The sequence below is a fragment of the Flavobacterium branchiicola genome, assembly GCF_018383905.1.
Lineage (GTDB): Bacteria > Bacteroidota > Bacteroidia > Flavobacteriales > Flavobacteriaceae > Flavobacterium > Flavobacterium branchiicola.
Genome location: NZ_JAGYWA010000004.1, coordinates 36,201 through 49,872, shown reverse-complemented (window position 1 = coordinate 49,872; position 13,672 = coordinate 36,201). Strand labels below are relative to the sequence as shown.

Here is a 13,672-nt window from a genome sequence, read left to right as displayed (position 1 = left end):
TTTAGACTTTAATTACTCTTCGTAACGGTTTATTTCACGGTCATAAAAATCATTAGCCTTAATAATAAGACCTTCCATTTCTGCATTTAATTCAGCTTCATCAAGATCTTCGGCTTCTTCCAAAAACTCTACCTCATCATCTTTTAAATTGATAATAAATCTTGGGTAATCAAGGTGAATGATGAAAATATCATCCGGAAAATCAGTATTGTCTCCAAGTAAAAATTTAGGTAATTCCATTTTGTTTAATTTTTATATTTATTATTATTTGCCCAATATTTCAATTTTTTTAAGATTTCTAAAACCCTGTTAATCTTTGAAATTTATGGCTGTATTTTTCTCAAATTTAATTATTTGACTCTGAATTAACGATTAATTTCTTTGTCAGGAAATGAAAGCGAATGTACAGAAAAATTGCTGCCGAAGTTAATCCTGCCAAAAGTCCGATCCATACTCCTTCTGCTTTCCATTCTGTATGTTCTCCTAAATAGTATGAAATTGGAAAACCAATAACCCAATAAGACACAAAAGTTATATACATAGGGATTTTAACATCCTGTAATCCGCGTAAAGCTCCAAGAACAACTACCTGAATTCCATCAGAAATTTGGAAAACGGCTGCTATTAAAAGTAATTTTGATGCAATAGCTATAACTTCTTCATTATCCATAATTTGTCCCGTATTCTCCATGTTCAGGAAAATATGAGGAAAATAATCATGAAAAACGATAAACAAAATCGCAAATACAGTTTCTAATATAATGGCAAGCAGAAAAATAGAACGAGCCACTACAACCAGATTTTTAAAATCATTTAGTCCTCTTTGATTACTTACCCTGACCATTGAAGTTACACTTAATCCCATCGCAAACATAAAAGTCATTGAAGAAAGACTTAAAGCAATTTGATTGGCAGCCTGACTGGTTTTTCCGATATTTCCGCAAAGCCAGATTGATGCTGTAAACAATACCACTTCAAAAAGCATTTGCATGGCAGAAGGAAATCCGATACTGATAATCTTTTTTATGGTTGCTTTTTTTATTTCATTAAAACTAAAACCTGCAAAAAAGCGCTTTAGATCCTCTCTTCTCGAAAGCATAATATGCATAAACATGACCAAAAATATTCTCGAAATTACGGTTCCTAAAGCCGCTCCTACAATTCCCATTTTTGGAAAAATCCATATACCATAGATTAAAACATAATTTATACCCACGTGAAGTACGTTGGCCATTACCATGGCATACATGGAGTATTTAGTTAACGACATTCCGTCTGCAAATTGCTTATATCCCTGATACATCACAAGCGGAATCAAAGAAAAAGCAACCCAGCCTAAATACGGCTTTGCCAATACAATAACATCTGCCGGCTGTTTTAATAATTCCATAATCGGTTTTGCAAACATGATTACGGTAAAAAGTACCAATCCTAAAATGGTGCATAAAAATAAACCATGATGAAAAGCTGACCTGATTTTAGTATCATTTTTCTCTGCATCGCCTTCTGCAACAATTGGAGTAATTGCAGTAGAAAAACCAATTCCTAATGACATAGCAATAAAAATCATACTATTTCCTAATGAAACTGCAGCCAGTTCGGTACTTCCTAATTTACCCACCATGATATTATCTACAATACCTATTAAGGTGTGCCCAACCATTCCTAAAATTATAGGATAGGCCAGTCTGAAATTATACGAAAACTCTTTGGTGTACTGCTTTAAATTCACTTTTATTCCTTTTAGTCGGCAAAGATAATCAGAAGCGACGAATTCTATCTCATTAATAAAAATATATACCAATTTTAAGACAAAAATAAGCACGCCCTAATATTATGTAACGATTTTTAAAAATTATATAACAAGGGCGCATCCCCTCCATTTTACTTTTACGGTATTAATAATTCAAAAATATTTGCCATGAAAAAATTACAAATGATCTACCTAGCTGCTTTCGCTTTTTTATACGCCAACACAACTTTTGCTCAGGATAGCGAAGTTAAAAACTATGATCAGGGTTTTAGATTAGGATTTGGTTTAAACGGAGGAATTCCAACAGATAACGACTACGACTGGTCGCTGGGTGGAGATGTTCGTTTACAATATGATTTATCTAAAAAAACATCTTTGACTTTAACTACAGGTTTTACAAACTTATTTATGGGAAAAGATGAGCTTGGAAATAATGTAAAAGATTTAGGTTTTATTCCTGCAAAAGCCGGATTTAAAGCCTTTGTATGGGAAGACCAGTTTTATGTTTTAGGAGAAGTGGGTGCCGGTTTTGCTGTAACAAACGGTTATGACAAAACAACTTTTTTATGGGCTCCGGGAATTGGATACGCTAATAAATATATTGATTTAAGCGTACGTTACGAAGATTATCACGATTTCAAAACCAATCAGGTAGCATTGCGTGTTGCTTATGGTTTTGACTTATAAAAATTAAGGTTTAATTTATTTTTTTGTTTTTGGTAACAAACCCGACAGATCTCATAATCTGTCGGGTTTTGTTTTTTTATACCATTGGTCAAAACAAAACTGCAATTAGTCAAATGATTTTTCAGGATCGGTTTAGAACGCGGTAATTCGCAGAAAAATTAATCGAATCATGAACAAAACAGTCATTTATTTATCGCAGCTTTTCCTTTTTTTACTGGTTACTATTGCTGCACAATCTCAATCGGGAATTTCGGGCGAATTTAAAGTTGATTATGTCCCTTTTTCTAAATATGTTCGCCCAATGGACAGTACCAAAACAAATGCCGAAAGTAATTTTAAAAGAGCACAAATCGCTTTTGAAGTTCCGCTTTCTTTAAAAATGGATCAATATAATCATCCAAAACTTTGGTCAGTATTTTTTAATGGAAGTTATGCCAAAATGGAAAACAGAAATTATGAAATTGAATCACTTCCTGTAGAATTTCAGGGCGGATTTCCTAATGAATTACTCAATACACAAATTGGGGTTAAGCATCTACGCTCTATTTCCCCATCCTGGTCTTTATTAATAATGGCTTCTGTTGGTGTTTATACAGACATGGTGGAGATTAATAAAGATGATGTCCTCTTGCAGGGTGGAGTTCTTTTTATCAAACAATTTAATCCTAAACTGGCTTTGGGTGTAGGGCCTGTATTAACCAATAGTTTTGGTGTACCAATGGTTCTTCCCGGAATTTATTTTAACTGGGAATCTACCGGAGCTTTGCATTTTAAAGTTACTTTTCCGGAAGGTGTAGAATTAGGCTACCGAATGTCTGATCGTTTTGATCTGAAAGCAGTAGCCGAATTAAGCGGAATGACAGCCGAAACCAAAATTGGAAACAAATCTACATTACTGGGATATCAGCAAATAATTGCAGGTTTAAGACCTCAGGTAAAACTTGGAGAACACTGGATTTTAGAACCAACCGGAGGAACTACTCTTCTAAGAAGTTTCTCCACAACTAACCGAAAAATTAAAGAAATTTTCAAAGAAAAAGATATTGCAGATCCAAAATTCACAACGACATTTTATGGAGCAATAGCGCTAAAATGGAAATTCTAGCGCTATCGGCTTAACTCTTTGATCGCTTGAAGAACAATATGTTCTTTTTAAACACAATTTATAAATATAGTCCAAGGTTTCAACCTTGGGGTGCAACGATAATCGCTTCTCTTTGTGTACCCAAGGTTGAAACCTTGGGCTATATGATTTAGAATCTCATTTATAAATTGTATAGAATAGCTGAGGAAATCAAAAATTGTTAACCCTCAATCTAAAATCGCAGAACTTAATGATATTTCCCAAACGGGTTACCTGCTTAATAAGTTTTTATAGACTACCTCTTTCAATAATACTTCTCTGCGGGTTCTGGAAATAGGTAGTTCTTGTCCTTTTATAAATAAACGACCGCCGGAAACAGAATCTATGTGCGTAACATTTACCAGAAATGATTTATGGATTCTGAAGAAAATTTCTGTAGGAAGTGTTTCTTCTAATGAAATCATCGTTTGATGAATAATCAGTACTTTATCTTTAAAATGAAGCTTAGCATAATTTTGCATTCCTTCGATATACAAAATATCTATCCAGGAAATTTTCTGAAATCCTTCTTCCTGACGCACATATAAAAAAGGATCTAATTGATTTTGTTTTGGAGAACTCATCATTTGATGCCATTGCTTTGCTTTTAACGAAGCCTGATAAAAGCGCTGAAAAGTAATTGGCTTAAGTAAATAATCTACTACCTGAAGTCGATATCCGTCTAAAGCATGTTCTGAATAAGCTGTTGTAAATATAACCAATGGTGGGTTTTCTAAAGATTCTAAAAACTCCAATCCGGATAAATAAGGCATGTTTATATCCAGAAATAATAAATCGATCTGTTTTTCCTGAAGATAGGAAGTAGCTTCCAGAGCCGAAGCGCAAGTACCAACAACTTCAAGAAAATCAATTTTGGAAACGAAATCTACAATTCCGTTTCTTGCTATAGGTTCATCATCGATAATAAGACATTTCATCGTAATATTTTTTTTGTTTCAGGTTTACTTTGTTTCAGGTTTAGTACTTATTTTTTTGTTTAATGCAGATTACTTTTTTAATCCTATTAATTTTATAATCTGTGGCAAAAAATTCATTTTAAATCTAAAACCACTGTAACAGTAAAGTCTGAATCGGTTTTATCTATATTTAATTTATATTTTTCAGGATATTGTATTGCGAGTCTTTTCTTGACATTCTCCAGACCTAATCCCTGATTTTTTGAAGGTACTTTATATTGCTCTGTATAGGAGTTTTCAATTTTAAAATCCAATTGATTGTTGCGCTGTTTGCAGGACAAATGCACGTATCCTTTCTGGTTTGGAAGTCTTGACACGTGTTTGAAAGCATTTTCTATCAGCGGGACTAAAAGTAAAGGCACAATCTGAAGCTGTCCGTCTTCAATATTCCATTTACTTTTTACCTCGAGTTCATTTCCCCATCGGGTTTCTTCAACGGCAATTAAATCTTTTAGGTATTTAATTTCAAGATGCAAAGGCACATATTCTTTATTACATTCGTATAACTGATAGCGCAAAATATCCGAAAACTGAACCAGTAAATCTGAAGCCAGTTTTACGTTACTTTGCATCAGAATATGAATATGATTTAAAATATTAAACATCAAATGCGGATTGATCTGATCTTGCAAAATCTTGATCTGTGCCTCTAAATGAACTTGTTTAAGTTGTGCATGGCTTTTTTCGATAACATTATGCTCCTGATAAAACCGAAGTCCGCAGGCGGTACCGTTTATCAAAATTGCCGCCGGGATACTACCATAAAATCGTGCCCATAAAAACTGTATTAAGGTTAAGCTGGTTTCATCAGGATATACCCTCGTTCTTGATTGTGGGTTTGAAAAAACGGTATAAATTACAGAAAGACAAAATGATAAAAGAAGGACCACTACAACACCTTGTATTGCAAACAAAGCCATTTTATTTTTCTTTAAAGCCCGAGGCAATAATACATCACTTAAAAAATGCGCCAAAGCAGTCGAACAAAACAAAATTAAAACAGCCTGAGAAGTAGCCGACAAAAAATTGTAATCTTCTATTAGTTGCCCCCAAATTGTAAAACCTAATAAACACCAGAAAAAAACTAAAAACATCCAGTGTCTGTCTTTATTTATTGCAATCATCTATAAATAATTTATTGAGAAAATTTAAATTCAAAAGTAGCCCTATATTTTTTAAAGAAACAGCAAAGAACCAAAAAGATTCCTTGCTGCTAATATAGATAAACGATAAAATGTCGTGTTATAAGAAAAAATAGCCAACACCAATATTAAACGAATTGGGTTTAGAATTAAAATTTTTACTCACATTATTTAGTCCGCCCTGATAGGTTAAATCAATTGTAAATTTCCAAAGCTCAACACCTGCTCCAACCTGATATCCAATATTAGATTTATCAAATTTGTTGTATGAGTTTTTTAACTGATTTAATGATGAAAAGTTTTCATCCAGAACATACGAATAAACTCCTCCTGCAAAAACCCTAACGTTTAGTGTAGAAAAATCAACCACTTTGTAACCGATAACCAATGGAACTTCAATGCTCTTCCATTTTGCATTTTTTGATACCGATGTTGATGTTTTTTCAATTTTAGAAGATTTCTCACTATAAAGGATTTCATTCTGAATATAAAATCGTTTATAATCAAATCGAGCCATAACACCGCCAAAATAGCCCACTGCATGCTTCGAGCTGAAACCGTCTGAAACTGGCAATTCAGAATAATTAGAACCGCCTTTTATTCCCAAATGGATTGGAAGCGGAGATTGTGCATTGATTTTAGGAGAAATTAATCCCAATAAGAAAATAGTAGCCAACAACAATAATTTGTACATGTTCATGATAATAGTTTTTATTAATTTGATGCAAAGGAGCACAAACCATAATGACTACTAAAATTAGTTTGATGAACTACATTTTTGTTTTGACCAACGGGATTTACAAAATTGTTTATGAAAAAAAAAATGGGTTTGAAAATAACGTAAAAGATCTTTTATATACAATAAAACCCAACAAGTCTTAAAAACCTGTCGGGTTCTAAAAATTATCTAATTTTCTAATTCGCTAATTTTCTAATTACATATCCGAGTACTTTTTATCCGTCAAAGCTTTCATAAAAGCTATTAATTGTTTTTTCTCGAGATCTGATAAATTCAGTTTGTCTTCCGGTAAAGTCTGGTTCGGAACATCAAATCCTTTGCCTAAACCTCCACCTTCATTATAAAAATCAATTACTTCTTCTAAAGTTTTATAAACACCATTATGCATATACGGACCAGTAAGTTCAATATTTCTAATTGTTGGCGTTTTAAAAGAATGCTTATGAATGGCTGCTTGCGTAATCACAAATTTCCCTAAATCTCCGTCAAGCTTTTTGTTTTTGTTTGGAACACCCAGAATTTCACTTTCAGATCTGTCAAAGTTTGGCGGAACAGTTCCGTTAGTTAATGGAATAAAATGGCAAGTCGCACATTTTCCTTTTCCTGCAAATAAATTAAATCCAGCTTTTTCATCAGCGGTAAACGTAGTTTTGTTTTGCATAAAGCGATCAAATTTAGAATCGTACTGACTTAACGAACGTATATAAGATGCCAAAGCATTTTTGATTGCAAACTCGTTTATTTCTCCTTTTGGAAAAGCTTTCTTAAATTCTTTTACATACTCAGCATTTTTCTGAATCGCCAAAGCTGATTTCTCCAGAGAGCCGTGCATTTCGTTTTCATTTTTAATAACTGCAACTGCCTGATCTTCTAAATAACTTACACGTGAATCTGCAAAAAATACACGCTGAAAAGCGATATTAGTAAGTGTTGGTGTATTGCGCTGAATCATCGATTTTCCGTCTAGTGCAACTGCTGTTTCTAAACCATCAGTAAAAGCCTTTTCGGCATGATGGCAAGAAGCGCATGAACGGGTGTTATTTCCAGATAAAACCGGATCATTGAATAACTTTTTCCCTAAAGCAATTTTTTCAGATGTCGTTTGATAATCCGGAAAACCAGAGAAAGCTTCAGGATCAAAAGCATCCTGATCAAATAAAGTTTGTGCTGTAACTTTTAAGCCTCTTTGCTCTTTCATTAACGGAATCCCTAATTCTGATTGCGTTTTAAAAAGTCCCTTACTTAACGGATTTAAAAATTTCTTAATAAAATAAGCGCGATCAAAAGCATTAAAATTGGTATTCGATTTTAAATATTTTTTTCCATTTTCTAAAATCTGAAGTACTTGTTTAGCATTCGAAACAGATTGATCCTGAAGATAAACCTGATAATATTTTTCGATCGTTTCTAAAGATGCCAGTGCTTCGGGAAGAGAATTGAGCACAACAGGCGAATCAAAACCGGTGATTCCTAAAGTGATAATTCTGTAAACTTCTAATCTCATGGCGTCAAAAACATGCGCATCGGTTAATTCATTTGTATTAGAAACTTTTTCTAACCGAATTAAATTGGCCGATAAAACTCCTAATTCCTGAATTAACTCTTTTTTATTCTTTTTGTCATACTTCGGAAAAACCAGTTCTTCAACAACCTGGAATCCTTCCGGGTCAACCGTTATTTTGTCATTTTCTTCAAACTCCGGTATTGCAGGTCCGTTGATAGATTTAGAAACTGAAGGCGAATAATACTCACTGATCATTTCGACCTTTTTGTAATTTTGATGTGCTTCCAGAAATTGCCTCTGAATTTGGGCTTCGGTTGAATCTTCCTGTACTGAATATTTTAATTTGGCCACTTTTTCAACAAGTGAAGTAATATCTGCCTGAAACATTTCATTTACTTCCTGATGTTTGTTTTTTTTCTGACACGCAATAAAAATGATCAAAAACAACAAACAATATATTTTTTTCATGATGTAATAACGATTAAAAGAGGAATATTTAGAAAAGCAGAAACCACTACCTCAAATTGAAATAGTGGATAACTGTTTTATAAGGACTTAAAAATTTTATCTTGGTAAACCTTTTAAAACTAAAATTTGACTTGCCTGATTTTCTTTAGGACGATTTGTACCTCCATCTGGGCTAAGGTATTTTGCACCCGTCCAGGTATGTGGCTGAACACTTAACATAAAAGTATCATCAATACCTAACTGTTCTGATACATCAATCAATGCTCCATATTCCCAGTCACCAAATTTAGAAGTGCCACCAACGTTGTATTTTGCAGCATCAGCTTCTGTACGACGGTGATCTAATTCTACAACAACTTTCAAATCCTTTGTAGCAATATTGTATTGATAAATATACCCATCGTGAGTTTCGTCACCGTAACCGTTTGCATCTTCCTGAACATAAACATAATTTTTAGTCACACAAATGTTATCCGGATTCTGGAATTTACCAGCAATTCCGCTACGATTATCTCCATCAAGAATAACCTCTAAAGTTCCTTTTAAAGGATCAGCAACATCAAGATTTAATCTGTAAACTCTACCATATTTTGTTCTTGAACCATCTGCATTTGTACCCGTTGTAGCCTGACCCGTTGCGTTAAAATACAATTCACGGTCAGCAGCGTCTCCGCCTTTACGGTAATCTAAATCTTCAACACGACCAAATTTAATCGCTTTTAAAGTATTTACAGCAGCATTAATCTGAGCACCTGTAAGTGTAGTGTGGTTTTCAATTTTTACGAAAGATACCGGATAAGTTTTGCTCACTTCCATATCTTTTTCTCTTTGGTTCTCGTCATTTCTTTTTAGCATGTATAAAGAACCTCCAGTTAAATCACCAACAGTATTAGATAGATACATAAAAACCTGTCCGCCATAAGTTCCGGAATCGTCATCGCCGATAACTACTACTGTTTTTCCTTTATAAGCGGTAGCACGTAATGGTAAAGCATTCTCAGCACTCAAACGTCCAAATCCTGATAACTCTTTAGATACAGATGCTCCGCCTGCACTTGCATAAGGATCTAAAGCATGCGTGCGTGATTCTTCACCAGATTCTCCACATGTTAAATAAACCGGCCCAAAACCATGTTCTGCCTGAGTTGCCATTGTAGCACCACACAATCTCCATGTTCCTCCGTTTGAGTTTAACAAATATTCTCCTTTTGTAGGTTTAAATGTTTTGTCGAATGTAATTCTAGAAACAGCAAAGTTGTCTTCATTGTTAACCAAAAAAGTAAACGTACCATCAGCATTTTTTAATAAACCTGAACCATCTGCAGATCCTCCGAAAACAAACTTTGGAGTTTCAATAAATACGTCATCAGAACTAAAAAGAGAATAAATTTTTAAATTTTCGAAACCTGGTTTTGCTTTTAGTAAACTTGGCGTAACAGAGTGGTCTTTTAAGATAACACTCGTGGTTACAGCATCATCTTTTGAGTCGTTATTACAAGATGTAACCAGCGAACCCAGCATAATTAAAGGTAAAATAATTCGTTTCATGTAGCTTAATATTGGTTTTTATTTTTTGACAAAGTAAACGCCATCATTTTAACTAAAAATGACTTGAGTATTATCAAAAAAACAAGACTTTTACCACGATTACTACAGAAAGCGCAAAAAAATTAACAATAAATTAGTAATACAAAATACTCATAAACTTACATTAACATTAGAGCAAAAAAAAGAGCCTTATTTAAGACTCCTTTGTTAATTGCTTTTTGTAGACCTCTATATTGGCTTTTACTTTATCATCCAGTTCGGGTTCTTTAATATCGGTATGTTTTTGCATTTCTTCCCAGATAATTTTGGCTACAATATAACGGGCCATTTCTTTATCATCGGCCGGGACAATATACCAGGGTGCATAATCAGTTGAAGTTTTATTAATTGCTTCCTCATAATAGTTTTGATATTCCTCCCAATGTTCACGTTCTTTCAAATCTCCCGGAGAAAATTTCCAATGGTGTTTCTCTTCTTCCAGACGACGCAGCAAACGCTCTCTTTGCTCCTCTTTGCTCAAATGCAAATAAAACTTTAGTACAATCGTTCCGTTTTGCGAAATATGCTTTTCAAAATTATTGATTTGCTCAATTCTGTTTTCCCAAAAAGCTGGCGTAATATCATCTACCGAATTTATTCCCGGCAAATTCTCTCCTAAAATATATTCAGGATGCACTCGTGTAACCAAAACATTCTCGTAATGCGTACGATTAAAAATCGCAAACTTTCCTTTTTCCGGCAATGCAATATAATGTCTCCACAAATAATCATGCTCCAGTTCTGTCGAATTTGGCGTTTTAAAACTGTGTACCACAACTCCACGCGGATTAAATTCTTTAAAAACTTCTCTAATCAGACTGTCTTTCCCTGAAGTATCCATTCCCTGCAAACAAATCAAAACGCCGTATTTATTGTGCGAATACATAACATCCTGCAAGTCGCTCAGCTTTGCCTGAACTTTATCCAGCTTAGCTTCCTTTTCGTCATCGTCTGCATCGATGTTTAATAAAGTTGGAATCTTCTTTAATTTAATTTTATCTGTAACCTTAAAATCATTCGGGTCTATTGACTTCATATTTTTAAATTTTGTAATATAAATATAGTAATTTTACGAATTACGATTGCTATTGGAGATGTTATTCATTACAATTGCTGTCAGAGTTAAACAATTACTTTGAAAGAAGATTTATATGTTCATCAAAAGATAAAGTTAAAATGAAAAATATATTTCTAGTGTTCTTTTTACTTTTCACACATGAGGTTTTCTGCCAAAATGAAGAATATACAAATCCGGAAAAAGCATTTGTTGAAGTATTTGGAAAATGCTATAAAGATTTAAAACCAATTGAAGAGATAATAAATTTTATCCCTGAAAAGAAAGATGTGAAATTTTGTTCGCTATACCAATGTGTCTCAAGAATTGAATATGTCGAAAAAGAAAAAAACATTGAAAGTGTAATTCTAAAAAGAGCCGTAGAAATAGCTATTAGACTTTATAATGAAGGAACTCCAATATATTTAACATACGGAATGAATAGTTCCGGTCAAGCCGATCGGGATAATCAAATTTTGACAGATGACAATCATTTAGTGTATGTAAGTATTGCGGAATGTATTGTTTCGCATCCTTTAATGAAAATAAGTAAAGTAGTAAATAAAACGACTATGGAATTAATTAATAATTCTAAATCAATAAAATATAATGATAAGTAAAATTACAGTTGTTATTTTCATTTTATTAGGTTTTAAAGGACATGCACAAACTAATCCCGAAATTACAATAGATGATCTAGTAAGTAATTATATTCAAGAGCTTCAATCCAGAAAAATAGACACAATATGTATTTATGAAAATTATTGTATCGGATGTGAGTTAACATATAATTCTTCTAAAATATATGATGAAGAAACTTGTACGGATGAATTACACCAAGAACCTGCCTATATTTTTTGGAAAGAAAAAAGTAAGACTTACTTTTCTAAAATTAATTATTGCTACGAATACTCAAAAATTATACTTGAAAACGATACTTTTTGGCAAATTTATTTCTCAAACAAAACTATAATTGAAAACGAACTTGTTAAGCCATTTGAATATATAACTACAGAAAAGTCAAAAAAAGCAAAATATACACTAGCCGTAAGTAATTCAAGTTTTCAAAACTTAAAATTTATTACAAACGGAAATATAACAGAAAAACAATTTGATAATTTTGATTTACAAAAAGAAGAAAGAAACTTTGTAAACATTAATTACAAAAACAACATTAATCTAAAAAGTAAATTAATCGTTGATATTCTCGAAAAAACAACATCAGGAGCAGAAAAAAACAATACATTAAAAAAAATAAAGTCAAGATAACATAGACTTTCAAAACAACATTTCATGGAAAAATTCACTTTAGAAATACTATTTCAAATTATCGGAATCGGTTCTGCTTCCGGATTATTTTATAATAATGATGCACTTTACGTAATTGGCGACAACAGCGGGTTTTTATATGAATACAATATGCAGAAGCAGCAATTAAATCAACATGCATTAATTGACAATCCGACACAAAACATTCCCAAAAACCTAAAACCTGATTTCGAATCTTTAACCCATCATAATGATACACTTTATGTTTTTGGTTCCGGTTCAACCGAAAACAGAAATAAAATGATAGAATTTGATCTTAAAAGTAAATCAATTCTTCAAAAAAACAATTTAGTCGATTTATATGGCGTCATGCAAAGTTTCGGTTCTATAAAACCTGAAGACTTCAATCTGGAAGGTGCTATTTTTGATGGCGAAAACTGGTATTTATTCAATCGCGGAAATGGCATTTCAAACAAAAACACCATTTTTACGATTCATGCTAAAAATCTGGGTGAAGAATTTGCTTTGGTGGCAACCAATTATAAACTGCCAAAAATAAAAGGTGTTCGTTCCAGTTTTACCGATGCAATTTTGGTTGAAGACAAAATCTATTTCCTTTCAACCGCCGAAGACACGAAATCAACTTATGACGATGGCGAAATCCTGGGAAGTTTCATTGGCCGAATCGATCTTAAAACCATGAAAATTGATTTCACTCAAAAAATAACCTCAACCAATAAATTTGAAGGTTTGACTTTCTACAAAAAAGAAAACAACAAAATCGAGTTTCTGCTTTGTGAAGATAATGATACTGAAGTTTTAGAAACTAAGATTTATAAATTGACATTGCCTGTTAAGTAAAAACAATTTCTATGAAAAAAACAATTCTTTCATTATTGATAGTTTCTATTGTTTTAACAGGTTCGTATTTATTTTATAATTTTAAAAAGAATAAAGCTAAAGAAGAATACTTCAAAACATGGTCTCCAAAAGATTTGAATCCGAAGTCTTTTATTGAACTTTTCACCGAAGCTCATAATAAAAAACCATTAAACTTTATAACAATGACAGGAGAGTTTCCAGCAAATTGGGTAAAACCGGGAGATGTTGAATATTTAATTTCAATTTTAGATTCTAAAAAAAAATGTTGCGGTTATATGAACATATTTTCTTCTACCCTATTAAATGAAGATGCTGATGTTGGGGGTTTTGCTATAATTTTTATGGATTCTTATATTTCAAAAACAAAAATCAACTTAGGCTTAAATTGCAATCCAAAAACTGATAGAGAATCGGTTAAGAGAATAAAAAACTGGTATAAAAACTCAGTAAATAAAAACGAACACGATAAATAGTTTTTTTTGTAAAT

14 protein-coding genes are annotated in these 13,672 nt (G+C 32.7%); 6 read left to right on the top strand and 8 right to left on the bottom strand.

Translation table 11 applies throughout. From position 1 onward, the window contains the following. Positions 1-12: 12 nt before the first annotated feature. Both KHA98_RS10260 and KHA98_RS10255 read right to left on the bottom strand, forming a co-directional pair. Positions 13-240 carry a hypothetical protein gene (locus tag KHA98_RS10260; protein ID WP_213257844.1) on the bottom strand — a complete coding sequence of 76 codons (228 nt, stop codon included), beginning with the start codon at positions 238-240 and terminating at the stop codon, positions 13-15. Between the two features lie 106 nt (positions 241-346). Then, complete coding sequence (locus KHA98_RS10255; protein WP_213257843.1) at positions 347-1,732, bottom strand: MATE family efflux transporter; 1,386 nt, start codon at positions 1,730-1,732, stop codon at positions 347-349. Positions 1,733-1,921: 189 nt separating this feature from the next. Here KHA98_RS10255 and KHA98_RS10250 point away from each other — a divergent pair, with 189 nt between their 5' ends. Continuing rightward, the gene (locus tag KHA98_RS10250; RefSeq protein WP_213257842.1) at positions 1,922-2,440 is read left to right on the top strand and encodes a hypothetical protein; all 519 of its coding nucleotides are present in this window, start codon (positions 1,922-1,924) and stop codon (positions 2,438-2,440) included. Between the two features lie 169 nt (positions 2,441-2,609). Further along, on the top strand, positions 2,610-3,545 hold the full coding sequence (locus tag KHA98_RS10245; RefSeq protein WP_213257841.1) for a DUF6268 family outer membrane beta-barrel protein: 936 nt from the start codon (positions 2,610-2,612) through the stop codon (positions 3,543-3,545). Between the two features lie 248 nt (positions 3,546-3,793). On the opposite strand, the gene KHA98_RS10240 is transcribed toward KHA98_RS10245, so the two are convergent. The 6 genes from KHA98_RS10240 to KHA98_RS10215 all read right to left on the bottom strand — a co-directional run bounded on the left by KHA98_RS10240 (position 3,794) and on the right by KHA98_RS10215 (position 11,016). Then, the gene (locus KHA98_RS10240; protein ID WP_213257840.1) at positions 3,794-4,501 is read right to left on the bottom strand and encodes a LytR/AlgR family response regulator transcription factor; all 708 of its coding nucleotides are present in this window, start codon (positions 4,499-4,501) and stop codon (positions 3,794-3,796) included. A gap of 113 nt (positions 4,502-4,614) precedes the next feature. After that, complete coding sequence (locus KHA98_RS10235) at positions 4,615-5,664, bottom strand: sensor histidine kinase (protein ID WP_213257839.1); 1,050 nt, start codon at positions 5,662-5,664, stop codon at positions 4,615-4,617. 118 nt (positions 5,665-5,782) lie between these two features. Further along, positions 5,783-6,382: a porin family protein gene (locus KHA98_RS10230; protein WP_246522285.1), complete on the bottom strand. Its 600-nt coding sequence runs from the start codon at positions 6,380-6,382 to the stop codon at positions 5,783-5,785. 235 nt (positions 6,383-6,617) lie between these two features. Next, positions 6,618-8,393 carry a cytochrome-c peroxidase gene (locus KHA98_RS10225; protein ID WP_213257838.1) on the bottom strand — a complete coding sequence of 592 codons (1,776 nt, stop codon included), beginning with the start codon at positions 8,391-8,393 and terminating at the stop codon, positions 6,618-6,620. Between the two features lie 96 nt (positions 8,394-8,489). After that, positions 8,490-9,941, bottom strand: coding sequence for a PhoX family protein (locus tag KHA98_RS10220; protein WP_213257837.1), 1,452 nt, complete (start codon positions 9,939-9,941; stop codon positions 8,490-8,492). Positions 9,942-10,134: 193 nt separating this feature from the next. Beyond that, positions 10,135-11,016 (bottom strand): PPK2 family polyphosphate kinase, encoded by an 882-nt coding sequence (locus KHA98_RS10215; protein ID WP_213257836.1) that lies wholly within the window; start codon positions 11,014-11,016, stop codon positions 10,135-10,137. A 140-nt stretch (positions 11,017-11,156) separates the two neighbouring features. On the opposite strand from KHA98_RS10215, the gene KHA98_RS10210 reads away from it, so the two are divergent. From KHA98_RS10210 to KHA98_RS10195, 4 genes are read left to right on the top strand one after another with little or no spacing between them, the layout of a single operon-like run. Beyond that, on the top strand, positions 11,157-11,654 hold the full coding sequence (locus KHA98_RS10210; protein ID WP_213257835.1) for a hypothetical protein: 498 nt from the start codon (positions 11,157-11,159) through the stop codon (positions 11,652-11,654). Beyond that, positions 11,644-12,303 (top strand): hypothetical protein, encoded by a 660-nt coding sequence (locus tag KHA98_RS10205; protein ID WP_213257834.1) that lies wholly within the window; start codon positions 11,644-11,646, stop codon positions 12,301-12,303. The genes KHA98_RS10210 and KHA98_RS10205 overlap by 11 nt, the downstream gene beginning before the upstream one ends. Before the next feature lie 24 nt (positions 12,304-12,327). Further along, the gene (locus KHA98_RS10200) at positions 12,328-13,164 is read left to right on the top strand and encodes a DUF6929 family protein (protein WP_213257833.1); all 837 of its coding nucleotides are present in this window, start codon (positions 12,328-12,330) and stop codon (positions 13,162-13,164) included. An 11-nt stretch (positions 13,165-13,175) separates the two neighbouring features. Then, positions 13,176-13,658 (top strand): hypothetical protein, encoded by a 483-nt coding sequence (locus KHA98_RS10195; protein WP_213257832.1) that lies wholly within the window; start codon positions 13,176-13,178, stop codon positions 13,656-13,658. Positions 13,659-13,672 lie beyond the last annotated feature (14 nt).